The 18800-nt window shown below is 37.2% G+C and carries 20 protein-coding genes; 16 read left to right on the top strand and 4 right to left on the bottom strand.

The annotated features are described in order from the left end of the window. Positions 1-108 precede the first annotated feature (108 nt). Positions 109-567, top strand: coding sequence for a hypothetical protein (locus AC625_RS23805; protein WP_281177280.1), 459 nt, complete (start codon positions 109-111; stop codon positions 565-567). Positions 568-1060: 493 nt separating this feature from the next. Here the strand turns inward: AC625_RS23805 and AC625_RS23800 are convergent, their stop codons facing one another. The 3 genes from AC625_RS23800 to AC625_RS27090 are packed head-to-tail and all read right to left on the bottom strand — an operon-like array spanning position 1061 to position 2161. Continuing rightward, a complete protein-coding gene (locus AC625_RS23800) occupies positions 1061-1573 on the bottom strand; it encodes a tyrosine-type recombinase/integrase (protein ID WP_180320164.1) in 513 nt (170 codons plus the stop codon). After that, complete coding sequence (locus AC625_RS28695) at positions 1534-1935, bottom strand: hypothetical protein (protein WP_425415494.1); 402 nt, start codon at positions 1933-1935, stop codon at positions 1534-1536. The genes AC625_RS23800 and AC625_RS28695 overlap by 40 nt, the downstream gene beginning before the upstream one ends. A gap of 49 nt (positions 1936-1984) precedes the next feature. After that, positions 1985-2161, bottom strand: a complete 177-nt coding sequence (locus AC625_RS27090) for a hypothetical protein (RefSeq protein ID WP_156187675.1) — start codon at positions 2159-2161, stop codon at positions 1985-1987. A 734-nt stretch (positions 2162-2895) separates the two neighbouring features. Between AC625_RS27090 and AC625_RS23795 the strand changes: the two genes are divergently transcribed. The 11 genes from AC625_RS23795 (at position 2896) to AC625_RS23750 (ending at position 13551) form a co-directional block, all read left to right on the top strand. After that, a complete protein-coding gene (locus AC625_RS23795) occupies positions 2896-3939 on the top strand; it encodes a zinc-dependent alcohol dehydrogenase (RefSeq protein WP_049683908.1) in 1044 nt (347 codons plus the stop codon). 206 nt (positions 3940-4145) lie between these two features. Continuing rightward, positions 4146-4316: a LacI family DNA-binding transcriptional regulator gene (locus tag AC625_RS26210; RefSeq protein ID WP_082191305.1), complete on the top strand. Its 171-nt coding sequence runs from the start codon at positions 4146-4148 to the stop codon at positions 4314-4316. Between the two features lie 60 nt (positions 4317-4376). After that, positions 4377-4937, top strand: a complete 561-nt coding sequence (locus AC625_RS23790; RefSeq protein ID WP_082191304.1) for a substrate-binding domain-containing protein — start codon at positions 4377-4379, stop codon at positions 4935-4937. Between the two features lie 121 nt (positions 4938-5058). Further along, positions 5059-6378 carry an ABC transporter substrate-binding protein gene (locus tag AC625_RS23785; RefSeq protein ID WP_049683906.1) on the top strand — a complete coding sequence of 440 codons (1320 nt, stop codon included), beginning with the start codon at positions 5059-5061 and terminating at the stop codon, positions 6376-6378. Between the two features lie 113 nt (positions 6379-6491). After that, the gene (locus tag AC625_RS23780) at positions 6492-7370 is read left to right on the top strand and encodes a carbohydrate ABC transporter permease (RefSeq protein WP_049683905.1); all 879 of its coding nucleotides are present in this window, start codon (positions 6492-6494) and stop codon (positions 7368-7370) included. Further along, positions 7367-8191, top strand: coding sequence for a carbohydrate ABC transporter permease (locus AC625_RS23775; protein WP_049683904.1), 825 nt, complete (start codon positions 7367-7369; stop codon positions 8189-8191). Before AC625_RS23780 ends, AC625_RS23775 begins: the two co-directional genes overlap by 4 nt. A gap of 695 nt (positions 8192-8886) precedes the next feature. After that, entirely contained in the window at positions 8887-9390 is a 504-nt protein-coding gene (locus AC625_RS23770; RefSeq protein WP_049683903.1) for a hypothetical protein, read from the top strand. Positions 9391-9518: 128 nt separating this feature from the next. Continuing rightward, positions 9519-10103 (top strand): RNA polymerase sigma factor, encoded by a 585-nt coding sequence (locus AC625_RS23765; RefSeq protein WP_049683902.1) that lies wholly within the window; start codon positions 9519-9521, stop codon positions 10101-10103. After that, a complete protein-coding gene (locus AC625_RS23760) occupies positions 10093-10845 on the top strand; it encodes an anti-sigma factor (protein ID WP_049683901.1) in 753 nt (250 codons plus the stop codon). Before AC625_RS23765 ends, AC625_RS23760 begins: the two co-directional genes overlap by 11 nt. Before the next feature lie 127 nt (positions 10846-10972). Further along, positions 10973-12400 (top strand): YVTN family beta-propeller repeat protein, encoded by a 1428-nt coding sequence (locus AC625_RS23755; RefSeq protein WP_049683900.1) that lies wholly within the window; start codon positions 10973-10975, stop codon positions 12398-12400. Positions 12401-12798: 398 nt separating this feature from the next. Then, positions 12799-13551, top strand: a complete 753-nt coding sequence (locus AC625_RS23750; RefSeq protein ID WP_049683899.1) for an SDR family NAD(P)-dependent oxidoreductase — start codon at positions 12799-12801, stop codon at positions 13549-13551. A 320-nt stretch (positions 13552-13871) separates the two neighbouring features. Here AC625_RS23750 and AC625_RS23745 read toward each other — a convergent pair. Continuing rightward, a protein-coding gene (locus AC625_RS23745) for an IS3 family transposase (protein WP_425415446.1) occupies positions 13872-15019 on the bottom strand; the annotation gives its coding sequence in 2 pieces (ribosomal slippage) (positions 13872-14773 and positions 14773-15019; 1149 coding nt in all). A 177-nt stretch (positions 15020-15196) separates the two neighbouring features. Between AC625_RS23745 and AC625_RS23735 the strand changes: the two genes are divergently transcribed. The 4 genes from AC625_RS23735 (at position 15197) to AC625_RS23720 (ending at position 18555) form a co-directional block, all read left to right on the top strand. Further along, entirely contained in the window at positions 15197-15433 is a 237-nt protein-coding gene (locus AC625_RS23735; RefSeq protein ID WP_049683898.1) for a DUF3953 domain-containing protein, read from the top strand. 345 nt (positions 15434-15778) lie between these two features. Beyond that, positions 15779-16411 (top strand): NAD(P)-dependent oxidoreductase, encoded by a 633-nt coding sequence (locus tag AC625_RS23730; protein WP_049683897.1) that lies wholly within the window; start codon positions 15779-15781, stop codon positions 16409-16411. A 224-nt stretch (positions 16412-16635) separates the two neighbouring features. Beyond that, positions 16636-17052 (top strand): Rrf2 family transcriptional regulator, encoded by a 417-nt coding sequence (locus AC625_RS23725; protein ID WP_049681167.1) that lies wholly within the window; start codon positions 16636-16638, stop codon positions 17050-17052. A 300-nt stretch (positions 17053-17352) separates the two neighbouring features. Continuing rightward, positions 17353-18555 carry an IS110 family RNA-guided transposase gene (locus AC625_RS23720; protein ID WP_049683896.1) on the top strand — a complete coding sequence of 401 codons (1203 nt, stop codon included), beginning with the start codon at positions 17353-17355 and terminating at the stop codon, positions 18553-18555. Positions 18556-18800: the final 245 nt, after the last annotated feature.

Here is an 18800-nt window from a genome sequence, read left to right as displayed (position 1 = left end):
TTTCTCTTTAATCAAGAGGGAGGAGATGTAGAGGGCTAAATACGAAGGAGCTCTTTAACTGCTTTAAATCATATTTATCAAGGCAGCAGAATCAAATTCAACTGTAAGTTGTTAAATACACTTGAAACAGTTAGAAAAAGTATAGAGGTGGAAAAGATGGGCCAAAAAACGATTAACCAAGAATCAAAATTATTATGTGAAGAGCCTGGAATTCAGTTGCTTAAGGCCGGTACTTACAATTTAAATGAATTGAGTGAACTACGAGGAACACCGGAATTAAAGGGACAAATTCTTGATATACCTCTTACAGACAAAAAAGAAGTATTAACACTGGGTTACTTTGCCTTGCAGCCTTCCGTTGATTATTCTGCAGACTTTGATTTTATTGAAATTAAAGTCGTGACAAAAGGAAAAATGGTTGTACGTGATGTCCAAGGGAATAAATATGTAGGGGAAGTAGGAGATGTTCTAATCTTCTCTCCTAAAACAACCGTTATTTTCGATGGAGAAAGTGATGGAGAAGCTATTTATTTCAAAAATGTAGCAGCCAACCCTTCTTATTTATAATACATCCATCGCATTCAAGAAAGATGAGTTGGCTGAGGGATAAAGTTCTAATTAACTGAGAACATAGGGAACCACAGAAAAAAGGAAAGTGATGGGTTGAGGATATTTCTCCCCATCACTTTCCTTTTTTATATCAGCACAATACAAGTAAATTGTTGGTCTGACACCATCTACCAAGAAATAAGTAATAATAATTCACTATCTATATTTTATAATCAAACTCGATAGAATATAAAGGTGTCCTGCCAGCCTTAAATATCTTATACTTTAATTTTCTTTTAATAAGTACTTTCTGAGACTCACTCTCTGCTGCATTTAATGATCTTTTCTGGGATTCCTACCCATTATTCTCCTCGTAGAGCTTCGCAGATATAGTTCGAGTTTCTTCTATTATATATAGCAATAAAATGACCCTTTCGGAAACCTTAGGAATGGTAAGAAAAGGTCATTTTATTGCTTGGCATTATTTTTACAAGGAAAAATCAAATTAAAATTATTTAAATAGTTCAACCTTATTTAAATGAGTATACGTATGATCCTGATTCACTCGTTCTAAATAGATATTCGTCGTGGAAATATCCGAATGACCGGCCCAATCCTTTACAACAGCAAGAGGAACATCATTTTCAAGCAGCATAATCACAAAAGTATGTCGGAACCAGTGCGGTGTAACATTTAAATTTTTCCCAGCCATATAAACCGCTTCCTTGACCATTTTATATAAAGTTGGATAGGTTAACCGTTTTTTATTGAATCCAATTTCTCTTCTATTATATAAAGTGAAGAAAAGGGGGCTCGTGTCTTCCGTATTTATTTCTGTAGCCCCCCCAAGGCTCGTACGATACTGATATAGAAGCTTTCTGGTTTCTTCCTTTACTGGGATGGTTCGTGGTTTTTTCCCTTTGCCAATGACATCGAGATATAGATGCCCTTGGCGATTGTAACGAAAACTGCCCCAATTTAAGCTTAGGAGCTCACTTGCCCGAAGTCCAGTTGTGTATAGCAAGTATCCAAACTGTTCCCGATTCCACCTTGCTTTTCCCACTTTTTTTTGGAAAAAGGGATCAGATATTCGCCTCTTTTTGACTCAATTCCCTGACTTGTACGCGTGTTTGTCCTTCTTGGTGACGAGTTTCTTCTATTATATAGTGTCCTTTTTTTCGATACCCGCTTTGTAATCCAAGTGGAAAGATGTGCTTTGTAAAATTGCGTTTCATAACCAAAGCTTAACAACCTTCGAAAGAACTCTAATTTCCGTATGGCGGATTTAACTGCATATTGTTTTTTAATATATTTGTTATATGCTTTGACTTCTGGAAAACCAATATCCCGAAAAGAAAGGGAATGGTCCGTTAAAAAAGTGAGCAGCGTTTTTGCATCTGAACGGTACGCTTTAACCGTGTGAGGAGAAAGCTGCTTATCTTGCGGAAAACCTTTTTCTAAAAAAAAATAATTCTAAAAAATCTTGTTCAGTGCTTTCCGTGAGAGAAAGATTTCTATTTTCGTCGAGTAACTGTCGTTCATTTAGAGTATGTTGTAAATGAGCCAAGTATTGATCACTAGTCAAATTATTAAGAAGCGTCAAATATTTCATTTTTATTGCCTCCTAAACCAAGTATATAATAAAATTATTATGTATAGTAAAGATAATCTTTAATTATCTTTACTTCTATTTTATAGTAGAGCATTTGTTCTGTGTGTTGTTTTTCGTTTCTATATAAATTAATTTTAACTGTCTGAGATTCGCTCTCAGACGAAATTAATTTTGTTTTATAAGGTCATTGTCCATTCATTTCAATAGAGAGCTTTTTGCAACGCCAATAAATAAAGATGTATAGGGATGGCTAAGGGAAGGTAATCACATCATGCGATATTCCTGATTACCTCTACGCACCCTACGCACTATGGTCAAACATCCTGCAGAAGCCTAGCATTTTCCCATAACAGATTCTTATCAAACAGAATTAGCTACGAGAAAATATAAAAAAGTCGAACCTCTGAAGAAGTATTTTTTCTCGTTCAGGAAAGTCTGTAATTGTGGCTTTAATGGATTGATAAATAGCTGTTTCTATCTATTGTAAATTTCTAATACTTCGTAATTTCCTGCGTTAAGAAGCCTATTTTTATTGGGACGTAGACATTTTTCCCTTTTTGAAACTATTATCTTGTTTCACTAGTGCTCTATATCTACTAACAAAACTGAAAATTCTTAATTTTATAGACAAATAGTCTGATGTAGTGTTAAAATTAGTTATCTAATAGATTAAATTACATATTTGTAAATAATTATAAATTAAATTAAAACCCACGTGAAATGAGGTCGCGAAAATGAAAGCGCTATTAAAAACAAAAAAAGGGATAAATGGTGTAGAACTGTTGGAAATTGAAGAACCTCAGGTTAAAAGCCATGAATTAAAAGTGAAAATTCATGCTACTGGCATTTGTGGGACAGACATGCACATTATCCACGATGAGTATTCGTGTAACTATCCGGTCGTTATGGGACACGAATACTCAGGTACTGTCATGGAAGTTGGTAATAAAGTAACGGATTATCAAGTGGGGGACAGAGTTGTTTCTTTAACGGCTGCCGTGAAATGCGAAGATTGCGTTTATTGCCGTTCAGGCCTGTATATGTTGTGCGAAGAGAGGTTATCCATTGGGTCTGGAGTAAACGGGGCCTTTGCTGAATGTATGGTCATTCCCGAAAAAATCGCCTTCAAAATCCCGAATAATGTAACTTTGGATGAGGCTGTCCTTACAGAGCCATTAGCGTGTATGGTTCGGTGCGTCATTGAAAGAGGGACGGTAAAGGCCGGTGATTATGTACTTGTATCTGGACCTGGAACCATCGGTCTACTTACAATGCAAGTAGCAAAAGCAAACGGGGGGAATGTTATTGTCATCGGTACTTCACAAGACAAAGAGAGGTTGAAATTGGCATCGGAACTAGGCGCATTTGCGACTATTGTCATTGACGAAGAAGATGTTCATGAAAAGATTTCAAAGCTAACTAGTAACTTAGGAGTCGATGTTGCTTTTGAATGTGCTGGTGTTGGCCCGTCTGCTTATAATTGTTTGAAACTATTGAAAAAAACTGGATTATATGTCCAAGTAGGATTGTATGGGAAAAAGGTTGAATTTGATATGGATTTGGCATTGACTAAAGAAATCAACATTACCAATGGATTCGCTTCGGAGCCTACCTCATGGGAACGCGCTCTTAGGCTTTTAGAAATGAAACAGGTCAATGTGGCACCTCTAATTTCAACAAAATTACCTTTGGATGATTGGAAAAAAGCGATTGAAATGGTCGATAACAAAGATGCATTCAAAGTTCTTTTCGTTCCGAATGGGGAAATAGATGCTTAATAACGCATCTAATCGTTTAAATAAAGAGAGTGAACTGAGTCATTCATGATAGTAGGAAAAAGAGAGAAATCAGTTGAAATTTGACCATGAAAAAACAATGGTCTGTATAGTCGGTAAGGGTGGATTGAATATAAAGCTTTACTGTACCTTTATACCTATTATTAGTTTTGGGTAGGTAGGATGGGATATGACGATGAAAAAAACTTGTGACCATAAAAGACATTTCCAAAAAAGCGGAAGTTTCAGTAGCCACGGTTTCGTATGTGATTAACAATACACGGTATGTCAGTCCTGAAAAAGAAGAACGGGTCAAGCACGTCAGCAATCCATTCTATGCAGACCTAGCAAAGGCGTGTGAAGTGGTGGCCCATAATTGAGGATATGTAATCCCGTTGTATTAGTCCACCGAACATCGGAAGACTACAGCTGACTCAGTCGTGTCAGACAACTTCAGTGGTTCTTTCCAAGCCACAAATCATCTCATCGCATTGGGCCATCGACGAATTTGTTTTATGGGCGGCGTTTTTGGTTCTACGGTAGGTACTACCCGGCTTAATGCGTTTCTCCACACGATGAACGAACATGGATTTGCCGTTCGGAAGGAATGGATTCTTCCAGGACGACTCGGGTATACAGAAAGTTATGAAGCTACAAAGTTATTGATGAGTCTACCAAAACAAGTAAGACCCACAGCGGCAATCAACATCACCGATACAGGTGCGCTGGGGGTGATGGATGCTGTTTTAGATTTGGGGATGAGCATTCCTAGCGATTTGGCTGTAATTGGATTTGATGACGTGTTTTTCGCGTCCACTCGAAGAATTCAATTGATTTCGGTACGAATCCCAAGCCATGAACTTGGTCGTATCAGAACAAATATACTCATTGATCGACTTTCAAATACCAATCCTTTTGCCTACCAAAAGACCATCCTGTCAGTCGAGTTAATAATCAGAGATACGTGCGGGGGGAAGTCTGGCGAAGGATTTAAAGCATAATCCTCGAAGAACACTGGTCAGAATCCATATTTTTTATAGACCTGTATAAGAAATCGTTTTCCGAAGGAGAATCGATTCTTGTACTGTTTATATAAATACAACATAAAAAAGGGGAATTTAAATGAGAAAAAAATGGAATCGCTTTCAAAAAGCCAGTTTCTCTCTGGCTGCTGTGGTAGGAATAAGCGCCGTACTCTCAGCCTGTAGTGGAGGCTCAAATGAGGAGAAAGCCAATACTGGAGATAATTCAACCGGTAAGGAACCTCAAACGATTCGTTTAGTTGCTGCTAACCATCCATGGACCGAAGCTATCAAGCCATTATTGCCTGATTTTGAAAAAGAAACAGGCATAAAGGTGCAAGTAGACAGCTACTTCGAAGATCAACTTTCCCAAAAGACCTCTGTTGAGTTTGCGGCTAACGCAAAGAGTATCGATGCTGTCTTGTTCCGTCCTCTTCAAGACGGAAAACAGTTTGAGAAGAATGGATACTTTGCATCTTTGAATGATTACGTTACCAAAGAAGGTGGCTCTACGGATGATTTTATTCCTTCAGCTCTTGGCAGCGTGAAAAACGGGGACAATCTGTACGGTCTTCCAGTTGTAACTGAATCGACAGTTTTATACTACCGTAAAGACATTTTAGAAGAAGCGGGGCTTCAACCACCGAAAACATTGGATGAATTGAAAGAACAAGCAGCGAAATTAAGCGATCCTAAAAACGGTCTATATGGGTTTGTAGCTCGTGGGAAACGATCCCCGGCTGTCACGCAGTTCTCAAGTTTCCTTTACGCCCACGGTGCTGATTTCATGAAAGATGGAAAAGCTACCCTAAATACACCAGAAGCAATCCAAGCATTTGAATATTACGGTGGGCTGCTGAAAAATTATGGTCCTCCTGGAACTTTGAATATGAGCTGGCCGGAAGCAATGGCCGTCTTTACACAAGGAAAAGCGGTGTTCTATACGGATGCGTCTGCTCTTTACACAAACGCAACGGATGCTACAAAGTCAGGCGTAGCTGACAAAGTAGGTTTTGCCCCGTTCCCAGCCGGTCCTAGTGGTAACAAAGTGGCTACACCTCCAGCTTGGGCCATCGCGATTGGTGCCAACTCTGAAAAGAAAGATGCGGCATGGAAGTTTGTTAAATGGGCGACGAGCAAAGAGATTGTGTTGGATCTTCAAGCAAATGGAATCACAGGCGCTCTTACATCTGTTTGGGAGTCTCCAGAGGGCGTTGCCCACTTCCCAGAAGACTTATCCGCAGCAATTGTTGAAAATAACAAACATGGGGTACCGTATGACCGTCCGGCCATCATTAATGTGGGTGAGGCTCGAGATGCCATTGGTGACGTAATCAATGCCGCGATTGAAGGAAAAGATGTAAAAGCCGCTGCTAGTAAGTCCAATACGGCGTTCCAAAATATTTTGGACAAAGAATAACCGATTCAGAGGATGACTTTCGGTGTAGAATGGAGTCTTTCCTGACCCCCGCCGAAAGTCATCCTGTATTTTTTATCAACTATATACATACTTAATGAAAAGGGGAAAAGATAATGTCTTACTGGATAGACAAACATATCAAATGGATCTACCCCTTGCCAGCGGTATTGTTTGTTGGCTTGATGATGGTTTTTCCGATTGGTTATACATTTTGGCTCAGTTTCCACGAATGGAGCATGTCGAATGTTACCCCACCTTTGTGGGTCGCCCTTGAAAACTATAAGGCTCTTTTCCAAGATGAACTATTTCGAGAATCCCTTTGGATTACGTTTTATTTTACCGTTGTTGCCGTCGCGATTCAGATGGTGCTCGGCATTTTACTTGCATTATTGATGAATGCCCAAATTATCGGTAAAGGACTTGTCAAGACGCTTTTCCTTCTTCCGATGATTGCCACACCAGTGGCTGTAGGTTTAGTTTGGGTCCTGATTTACGAGCCGAATGTTGGGGTAGCGAATATTTTTTTGCAAGCTCTAGGTTTGCCGGTGCAAGAATGGCTTGCATCACCTGATCTTGTCCTTCCATCTCTGATCTTGATCGATGTCTGGGAATGGACGCCATTAATTGCACTCATCGTACTTGCAGGTCTGGTTACCTTACCAAAGGATCCTTATGAAGCAGCAATCGTGGATGGGGCAAGTAGATGGCAGGTTTTTTGGAACATTACTCTACCACTCTTAAAACCAACTATTTATTCAGCGGTGTTACTACGTTTAATTGATGCATTGAAAACATTTGATATCATCTACGCGACGACCAACGGGGGACCAGGCACCTCATCCCAGACCTTAAATATTTACGGATATGTGCTCGGGTTTCAATATTTTCAAATTGGGAAGGCCTCGGCTTTATTGATGGTGTTCTTCGCAATTGTTCTCTCCCTTAGTATTCTAGTGATTGTGTTACGTAAGAAGGCAGGTGCTTCGTTATGAATAAGCAGAAGAAAATGGCTGTGAAAACTATACTCACCAACATATCAGTTTACCTGATTCTTTTTATCTTCATCCTACCTTTCCTTTGGATGATTTTGGCCTCGTTTAAGAATCAACAACAGATCCTGGATACGTCCAATCTTTTTGTATTTACACCAAACTTTGAAAACTATGTGAGCGTATTCACCCAATACGCATTCATGGATTTCATTGTGAATTCATTCCTTGTGGCAGCAGCGTCTACTTTTTTTGGCCTTTTACTAGGCTTGCCTGCAGCTTATGCCATCGCTAAATATAAACAAAGTGGACTTGGCTTGTTGATACTGATCGCTCGAATTGTCCCAGGTATTTCGTTTTTGATTCCTTGGTTTATCATCTTCTCGAGACTGGAGCTCATTGATACCTATACAGCCCTGACTCTAAGTCACATGCTCGTGACGATGCCATTCATCATTTGGGTGATGATTCCTTTTTTTGAAAGTTTGCCTGGGGAATTAGAGGAGTCAGCGAGAATAGATGGTTGCACTACAACGGGGGCTTTTATTCGTGTCATCTTGCCCATTTCAGGTCCAGGGATTGTTACGGCTTCTATCCTTGCCTTTATTTTTTCGTGGAATAATTTCATGTTCTCATTAATCCTTGCAGGTGAACAAACTAAAACGTTACCGATTGCGATTTTTAATTTCCTATCTTATTCCGAAATTAACTGGGGTGGGTTAATGGCTGCGTCTGTGATTATCACATTACCTGTGCTTATCATTGCACTATTCATGCAGCGATTCATTATCGCAGGTTTAACCGGTGGAGCAGTGAAAGGTTGAGAAGATAGCAACACTTTTTTCAATGGTACCTTAACGCCTATCATGACGTTTTTCATCCTCATTTGACATTCGTAAAAAGTGTCTGGTCGAATATGACAAACTAGATGTAAACAGGTTGTTTAAAGCAAGAGGAGCAAGTTGGCTCCTCTTTATATTTACAACTTGTTGAACTAGATAGCAATAAACAGAAAAGTGGATTTATAGCTTTTTAAAAAAACTAAATGCACAGCTAACACTCCTCTTTATTAATTAAATATGGGTTCTTTAAAACTAACTCAATAATTTCGTATCAATTAGAGTGGGGGAAATCTAATGTACTTGCTTAGTAAGCGAAAAAATAAAAGGAAATAACAAAAAACAAGGAGATAGTGGGTAATATTCGAAAGAAGTTCTAAATAAAAACACTGGTTTTTTTTCTGAATATGGAATAACAGTTTTTTAAAATATTCTATCGAGGAGAATATTGAGATATATTGTTGTTTTTTGGGCTTTCTGTGTCTTACTTCACTTCTTAATCTTTTGGATACAAGTCTTATGATGGGCATTGGGTACAGACAACATTTAAGAAAAATGTACGTTAAGGCTACAAAACCTGCTAAAAAAGAAGATGTAAAAAAATAGCGTTTATATCGAACCGTTTCCCCTCTTCCTCCGTTACCTATTATTGAAAAGAACAATTTAAGGAGGAGTTACTAGTGAAAAAGTGGAGTTGGTTATTTGCATTTCTTTTAACAGGAATACTACTTGTTGGATGCAGCGCTGAAAAAAAGGCGGAGGATACAAATGATCCAACTGAAGAAACAGCAGCAAAGGTTGAAAATAAGACAGAAGTAACCTCTGAAGAACCAATTACAGTATTGAAATTAATGGAAGATGAAAAAGTAGGTAAATATCTTGCAGATTCTGACGGTGTAACACTTTACTACTTCGCAAAAGATAAGCCAAATACAACAAACTGTAGCGGCGAATGTCTTGAAAACTGGCCTGCTTTCTACTCTGAAAGCCTAGAAGTTCCTAAAGGATTTATTAAAGATGATTTCGGCACAATTACGCGCAAAGACACTGGCGAAAAACAAACAACTTATAAAGGCTACCCGCTTTACTACTTTGTAAAAGACGAAGCATCCGGTGATATAAACGGACAAGGCGTCAAAGACGTTTGGTTTATTGTAAACAGCGAGTCAACATTTTCACAATAATGCATGCTACTGAAAGAACTGCCTTACTACGGCAGTTCTTTTTTCTCTCTCTACTTAAATTTTCCATCTAACCTAGTCTATGATTTATACTAATATAAAACGCCTTCAATAAGGGAGAGAATTTGGTAGTGAAATCTAAATCGGACGAAGAACTGATTGAATTAATTGTGCAAAATCATCGCCCGGCACTTGAAGAACTGTATGACCGCTATGTAAAGCTCATCTACAGCTTCTCTTTAAAAATGACAAAGGGTGATACGGAAAAAACGAAGGAAATTGTTCAACTAGTCTTTCTCCGGCTTTGGACAACAAAACGGACCTACAGCTCGGAAAAAGGAAAATTTGTAAACTGGCTTCTCAGCATTACCCGAAACATCGCCATCGATCATATTCGCAAAGAACAAAAACATCAAGGAACGGTCCAGTTAGAAATTAATGAATGGCAACAAATGCAAGATCAGCAGACAGATGATGTATTGCAGCAAGTTTCAAAAAATCTATTAAAGCAGCAACTTCAAGAAGCAAAACGGCATCTATCTGAGCCACAACAGCGCCTAATCGACTTATTATACTGGGGAGGTTACTCCTTAAGCGAAATTGCAGAACTTGAACAAAAACCGCTCGGTACGATTAAAAGCCGGCTGCATCAAACATTAAAAAAACTACGGAATTATTTCAACGAAGAAACAGGAGGGGTTCGGCATGGAAAATAAATGCGAAAACCTGTCTTTATATATCATTGATGAACTGCCTGAACATGAAAAAGAACCATTTGAACGCCATCTTAAAACATGTATCCACTGTCAAAGTGAAATAGACTCCTTACAGGCAACGTGGCAGATGCTTTCATATGATGTCGAAGAAACTGACGTCCCAGAATCACTAAAAGCAGAAGTCATGGATTTTATTTTTATAGAAAACGAAACACCATTACAAGCTCAAGAAGTAAGTAATAATAAACAGAGCTTTCTTGAACGTTTGAAATTAATCTTGACAATTCAATTCTCACCATTATCTATAGGCGTAACGGCCGTTTTAGTAATAGGTCTAATTGGGTTATTATGGATTAACCTCCATTTGAGGGATACAATTACAGCACTAGAAAACAAAGCTGGTTCCCCTACTAAAATTGTTAAATCATTTAATTTAAAAGGACAAGATTTAGCCGGTTTAGCAAACGGGAACGCCTACCTTCTAAAAGAAGGGAGTGATACCAGCCTTGTCGTTAAGTTAAACAATATGCCAAAAACGAACGCCGATGAAGTATACCAAGTGTGGCTGTTAAAGAACGGGAATCGTCAAAATGCTGGTACTTTAAAACCTGATCAAAACGGGAACGGACTGATCACCTACCGACTACCGAAAGATCACTCGTTTGATGAGATTGGGATTACACTAGAACCGAATCCAGATAACACTCAGCCTCAAGGTCAAAAAGTGATGGGCACCTCCTAGGAGGCTCCCATCAAGGTGAAAAATAAAGCCAATGCAAGACTTTTATCTCATTTTTATTTCATTTGCAAACCGATATCTTCTTTTTTTCGTTTACTTATTCGATAGGAATAAAAAGGAGGTATCTTTTATGATACAAAAACATCTAAAATCATCTTATGTCCTGCTAGTTCTTGTTACATCATTACTATTAGTCGTAGCATGCACAAATGAACAGAATGCTCAATCCGAAAGTGAAAATAAGAAAAATACATCAGACGCAACTGAAGAAATTCCTGATACAGAAACTGAACAAAACCCTTTAGTCTATGTAAACAACCAAGAAGCAAACACTGTTCAAATTATTGATCCAACAACATACATTGTTGTCAGTACTGTAGATGTGGGAGAAAAACCTACTTATGTTCAAGTAACCCCTGATGGGACCTATACATATGTTGTTAACAGTAAATCAGAAGATGTTTCAATTATTGATACCAAATCTAATAAAGTGATTAAGACCATTCAAGTTGGTAAAGCACCAAAAGGTGTAAACTTTACAACAGATGGGAAATGGGCATATGTTATAAACGAAGGTGAAGATACTGTAACTGTCATTGATGTTATTAAGATGGAGAAAAGTGCTGTGATTAATACAGGAAAATTCCCTCATAACGGAATTTCCAGTCCAGATAGCAGCAAATTTTATGTTACTAATACAGCATCCAATTCGATATCCATTATTGATACAGAAAGGCAATCTGTGATCAATACAATTGAAGGAGTTAAAGACCTGCCGCATAATGTAACCATTACACCAGATGGAAAAACACTCTGGGTGACGTTAACAAAATCGAATGCCATTGGAATTGTTGACTTGAAAGTAGGAGAGATGGTTGAAACAATTCCTGTTGGAAAAGGTCATCACGTCATTGATTTAACGAATGATGGCAAATTTGCTTATGTTGCAAATATTGGAGACGATACCGTAACAGTCATTGATACGGCAACAAAAGAAGTCATAAAGTCCATTAAAGTAGGGCAAGGTCCGCACGGCATTGCGATCACCCCTGACAATAAAGAAGTCTATGTACCTGTTACAGAAGAAAATATACTTGTTGTCATTGATACAACAACGAATGAAGTGAAACAAACCATCGAAACAGATGCTTTCCCGTTTTTCACAGCAATAGTAGGTAGCCGTGGTACAGCATATTTTACTGAATCATCAAGGGCAGAAAATCATCACTCTGAAGAAAAGATATCCGAAACACAAAAGACCTCAAATAGCTCACAACGAGAAGCATCAAAAACTGTTCTTGAAAGCTCCCCATTTTTAAAAACAGATGAAACATATACTTATACATTTAAAGATTATGGAGAATATGCGATTCATTGTGACCCTCACCCATATATGACAATGACGATCATTGTTAAAGATGGTGAAAAGATGGGCGAACAAGCAGTCGAAATAAAAAATTACACGTATACACCGGAAAGTCTTGAAATTACGCTTGGTACAACGGTAAGGTGGATTAATAAAGATACTGTCCAGCATAATGCTGTGATTGAAAAGTGATATTTGTAAAAAGTAGGCTCTCATTGTTGGTTTGAAATAAAGTCACGATGTTTATAAAAAAGATAAGATGTTTTGAATAAAGTTGCGACGATTTAAAAAAGTTGCGAAGCTTTACCCCTTTGGATTTTTTATCTAAAGGGGTGTTTCGTTGTAAAAGGACTAACTTGATTAAGTAGTTCAGTGTAAACTGAATTTATAGAAATAATTGAAGTATATATGGAAGTTTATGAACAAATGTACTTAAACTAAAGGAGCAGTTTAGTTCAACAAGGAATTCTGCTTAAGCTAGCTAATAACCTAATTAGAACGTCATTTTAATATATAAAATTCTTCTTCAAAAGGATAAGGACTTAAATTGTCGAATAACTATTACAACCAAATTTATTAGGAGGAAAGCTGTGCAGGACTTATCAGGCAAAGTAATTCTTATTACTGGAGCAAGTTCAGGGATTGGGCTTGCCACAGCCCTTTTAGTGGCATCTAGAGGAGCAAAAGTTATTATTAATTTTCATTCAAATGAGAGAGGGGCTATGGAGGCTGTCCAACTTATTCGAGATAAAGACGGAGATGCTATTGCTATTCAAGCTGATGTTAAGAAAAAAGAAGAAGTGAACTCAATGGTTGAACAGGCTCTTTCCACATTTGGCACGATTGATGTTTTAGTTAATAATGCTGGTGGTGGTATCCGTCAAAGCACCTTTATGGATATGAGTGAAGAACTGTGGGAAGAAACGTTTAGATTAAATGTAAAAAGTGTTCTTTTATGCTCTCAAGCCGTATTAAAACATATGATTCCGAAGAAGAATGGCAAAATCATCAATGTATCTTCGGCAGCAGCTCGAATTGGAGGGGCAGGAGAAAGTATTCACTATGCCTCGACTAAAGGAGCAGTTAATACAATGACCATTGGTATGTCCAGAGAGCTAATTGAATATGGAATTCTCGTGAATGGAGTGGCACCAGGAATGGTAGAAACGCCTTTTCACGAGAAATTTGCTCCAAACGATAATCGTCTTGAGCGTATGGCTTCTTCTGTACCTATTAAACGGGCTGCAACACCAATGGAAATAGCTGAGGTAATTGCTTTCCTTTCTTCCGATGCTTCAAATTACATATTAGGAGAAATTATAAATGTTAGTGGTGGAAGGTAACTAAAAAGGGCTATAGCCACAGACTTTCTTCTTTCACTAATGGGTGCTTTACTGCAACAAGGGTAGAGCACCTTTTTCTTATTCAAGTAACGTTGCAGGATAGTGGAAGAAGGAATTTGATTTTTGATGTAATAAATCTAAGCCTTAAGACTGACATTGATTACAACTACGGGTTTATTGATAAAACACTTTAATAAATGTTAAAATTTTCTATATGTAATAAGTGATTGTAATCTATGGGAGGGGCAATATATGAAAAAAGTTTATTTGACAGTTATATGGATCTGAGTCAATATCGTGGACACAAATAAGTTAACTTTTCACGCTGATTGATGGAACTGATTTTCAACTTCTTGCGGCGTATGAAAGTTTAATTGGCCGTGAATACGTCGACGATTATACCAGCCTTCAATAAACTGAAACAAGGCTGCGTTCGCCGATTCGAAATTTAAATAGGTTACGTGATGGACTTCTTCCTTCTTTAAAATGGAATGAAAAGATTCAATACATGCATGATCGTATGGGCAGCCTTTACGACTAAAAGATGGAATGATTTTCTGTTCTTTAAGCGCTTGGCTAAACCCTTCACTTGTGTATTGAGAGCCAAGATCTGTATGCAAAATGAGGCCAGGCGTTGGCTGTTGGATAGAAACGGCATTGTCTAAAGCATGCAAAACAAGTTCAGTCGTCATAGAACGAGAGAAAGAATACCCAATGATTTTTTTAGAATACAGATCTAAGACCGTCGCTAAATAACACCAGCCATCTCGCAAAGTGTGGATATAGGTAATATCGGCCAACCATTTTTCATTCAATTTAGAAGTAGAAAAATCCTGTTGTAGTATGTTCTCACGGGCCTCAATCGGTTTTCTATTTGTTTGTGGACGGAATTTTTTAATCGTAATCGAATAGATTCCCGCCTTTCTCATGATCCGTTGAACTCGTTTAAGACTAACCGAAAACCCTGCTTTTAATAGAAGGAAATGAATCTTAGGTGCTCCATATCGGCCTTTACTCTTGATGTGGATCAACTGAATCTGTTCAAGAAGCAGTCGGTTTTCCCGGTCACGTGCTGATTCTGTTTTAATCAAGGACTGATAATACGTGCTTCTTGGCATATCCAACACTTCACACATGAACTGGATGGGGAATACTTCTTTTTGATCGTGAATCAAGTTTGTTAGCTCGGTATCGGTTACTTTCTGGCGAATATGGCCATAGCCTTTTTTAAGATTTCAATTTCCTGTTTCATTCGAAGATTCTCTTTTTGGATTTCAGTTATATCCTGTGGTGTTAGACTATTTTCCTCGCCATTCACTGGAGTAAGAGCTTTAATCCATTTATAAATTGTGACTTCAGATACACCATATTCGCTGCTTAACGTACTCACCGAGCTACCAGTGTGATAAAGTTCCACCACCATTTTCTTAAAATCATCGTTATATTTACGCTTGTTTCTTGATTCCATGCCGGACACTTCCCCTCTTATTTTTTATCATAGAGAGTTAACTAAACCGTGTCCATGAAACTATACTAACTCCATTAGACCGAGAAAAAAGTGAGAAACTTGATGAATTAATTAAGGCTACTCAAGGTAAAAAAGATTAAATAAATTTATATTTGGTTCTCAGAAAGGGGGAGAAATATGCTAAAAACATTAAGCATTATCTTATCAATAGTTGGTGTTGTGTTAGCTGGCTTTGTTCTAATAACTAAAAACTTTGAGTTTATGCCTTATTTAATGTTGATATTAGGTATTTCAATATTGATTACAGGATTAGTCGAACTTCAAAAAGACAGAAAAGGATTTTCGGGGTATATGTGCATTATTGCTTCTTTATTTGTTTTTTTTGTTTCCATAAAGGTGTTCTTATTAAGCTAACGGGTGCGATAGCGCTATAAAAAGGCTGCCAAATGACGGCCTTTTTAATGTATGAATTTATCTAAAATCAGACATTCGAAAAAACCTTATTCAACTAACGAAGCAGTTTAGCGGAAGAAGGATTACTTCTCGTTTATGAAGAATCTTTTAATTTTCACTTTTCAATGCTATTTTTTGAATGAAATTAGCCTTTTACTTTAAGCAGTTTTTTAACTAAATGCCTTTAAATGAACAGCAAATAATAAATGCTTGCTAATATCAATTACTGTAACTATAATATTATTTACCGTAACCATGATTGTTACAGTAAATAAGAAATTTGATATTATTCAAAGGAGAATTATTATGAAAATTGGTATTATAGGTGCTTCTGGTAAGGCTGGGAAAAAAATTGTAGAAGAGGCCACTACAAGAGGATTAGAAGTTACTGCGATTGTACGAGATGCTACAAAAATTACAGAATCATTAAATGTGATTGAAAAAAGTATATTAGAGTTAACAAAAGATGATATTAAACCATTTGATGTAATTATAAGCACTTTTTCAGCACCGTTAACGGAAGCAGAACAATATCGGGTGATGGGGAAACATTTAACTGATATTTTTAATGATGTTAAGACTCGCTTAATTGTCATTGGTGGTGCCGGAAGACTTTTTATTGACGATACAAATTCAACACATCTATTTGATACTCCTGATTTCCCAAAATTTTTAATTCCTTCTTCAAAAAATCAATACCAAAGTTATTTAGATTTAAAAGAATCTACTATTACTTGGACTTACGTATCCCCTGCAGCATTTTTTGATCCAGAAGGAAAGAGAACAGGAAATTATGAAATAGGTAAAGATCACTTAATTTTTAATTCAGTAGGTGAAAGTTATATAAGTTATGCAGATTTAGCCGTGGCGATTGTTGACGAAGCTGTGAATGAAAAACATCTTTGCGCAGCGTTTACTGTTATTGGAGAAAAAGAATAGACATCTCCTAATTTTAATGATTAGAAATGTTAGTATAAAAACGTGCTACTATTTATAGTAAGTCTTTAATTAAATTTATTAACTAACATTAAATTTTATTGAATAATTTGCTAGACTTTGTATAAAAATTTTGAATTATTTTCTTCACATGATATAAATTAAAACTTCATTACATCCGTATACTTGACGATAAATAGTGAAAATAATAGGGAGGAGGGGAAAAAGTGATTAATACAAGATTAGCAATTGGCATACACATATTAGCTTTTGTAGAATGTGTGCCAGAGAAAGATAGTATAAATTCAGAAATAGTTTCAGAAAGTATAGGGACAAATGCTGTTGTAGTTCGTCGCATGTCAAGTGCATTAAAAAAAGCAGGTTTATTAAAATCAGTATCAATAAAAAAAGGGCTTATGTTAGCTAAGAAACCCGAAAACATTACATTATATGAGATATTAAAAGCTGTTGACCCTTCTAATGAGCTATTTATTGCCCATCAGAAAGTAAACCCTCAATGCACTTACGGACAATCGATTGTTAAAGTAATTGAAAATGAATTTCGACTTTTACAGTTTGAACTAGAGGAAAATTTAAAGAAAAAAACACTACATGATATTATGAAAAAAGTAGTAAATAATTAACAAATAGTTTTTATGTGTTTAAAAAAAGAACATTTCTTATGTCACTAACGGGTGCTTTCGTATTATAAGGTTAGCCAGTTTTTACTGGTTGACCTTTTTTTAATAGAATCTATTATATCAGTAGCCAGGGTAGGACGTACGGGTGCGTGGGGCATTGATCCCGTCAACTAAACTGTCCGCCCCCTACTTGTAGAAACATGTTTGAGGCTGGTTGGGACGTAGATCTCGTATAACAAGCGAAGCTATGACACTACATGGAGGACTAGGGGTACTGGTTAGTAAGTAGAGGAGGAGAAGACAATGAATCCAGTAGTTGGTCTGGATGTGGCAAAGGGAGAAAGTCAAGTTCAGGAATTTTCAGATAAATCAAAACCGTATGGAAAGAGTTTCTCAATGAAGCATACCAGAGAGGAATTAGATCAATTTATAGGATTTTTAAAAGAGATCGAAGAGGTGACAGGGCAAGTTCCTATGGTCATTTTAGAATCTACAGGCCATTATCATTCCCCCATTGTTCAATGCATGGAGGAACACGAGATTTTATATATCTTGCTTAATCCTATTATTTCTTATCAGGCAAAGAAGTCCAGTTTACGAAAGGTAAAAACAGACGTGATCGATGCGTATCAGTTGTGTGTGCTCTATTACAAAGAAGATTTTGAACCCCATAAAAATAGAGGGATTCAGCTTTTAAACCTTCGGAATTTGTCAAGACAACAGGAGATTGTAACGAATATGTATGTGGAAGTTAAACTTCATTTTCACACCATTTTAGATCAAGTGTTTCCTGAATACCGGAAGGTTTTTGGAGATCTATATTCAAAGGTTTCTTTATCGATGTTAAAGGAATATCCCACTTCAGAGGCCATATTAACAGCCGGGGAAAGTAGACTAGTAGAGAGTGTTATGGAGTTCTGTCCGAGGCGATCTGGTCAATGGGCGAGGGAAAAAGCAAAAAAAATAATGGACTCCGCATCTCGAAATCCATTTCAAAAAGTCGTGTATGAAAGTCACTTAATCAATCTACGCATGTATATTGATTTGCTTTTTCATTACCAAGGGCACTTTTCTGATTTGGAAGGTCGTATCGTTGCCTTGGCAAATGAAGTGGAGGAATACAAGATCATCCAATCGATTCCGGGAATCGGAGAAAAAATCGCTGCAACGATTATCTCTGAGATTGGTGAAATCGATCGGTTTAATCATCCCAAAAAACTCGTTGCCTTCGCTGGAGTCGATCCTAGTGTTCACTCATCAGGTAAGTTTACGGCAACAATCAATCATATTACTAAAAGAGGTTCGAGCAGACTACGCCATTCCCTGTATCTTGCCGTATTATGCGGTATAAGGAGTTCAAGAAACAAAAAGCTTAAAGCATTCTATGATAAGAAAAAATCAGAAGGAAAGCCCGCCAAAGTGGCGATCGTTGCCTGTATTAATAAACTTCTTCATTGGATTTATGCTTTATTAAAGAGAAAAGAAACGTTCCTTGATTTAGCTTAATTAACGGTTTTGTGAAACAAAGAGAAATCCTTCCAAAAGGGTTTTGGAGGGTTATTTGGCATGGCCAAAAATAGTATAACATAAGGGAAATGAAAATTTTAGAGAAAGATATTGACTTCCTATTAGCTGGTTAGTGAAAGAAGAATTTGCATAAAACGCCCCTTTTTTATGCAGCTACCAGGCTTCTTCAGAAGCCGAAAATGTTGATTCATCAACACTGTATAAAATCATGTATAAACGATAAA

Origin of the sequence: Peribacillus loiseleuriae (assembly GCF_001183985.1) — a bacterium.
Taxonomy (GTDB): Bacteria; Bacillota; Bacilli; order Bacillales; family DSM-1321; genus Peribacillus; species Peribacillus loiseleuriae.
Note: the sequence above shows the minus strand (reverse complement) of the source record. Positions and strands in the feature narration are given on the sequence as shown.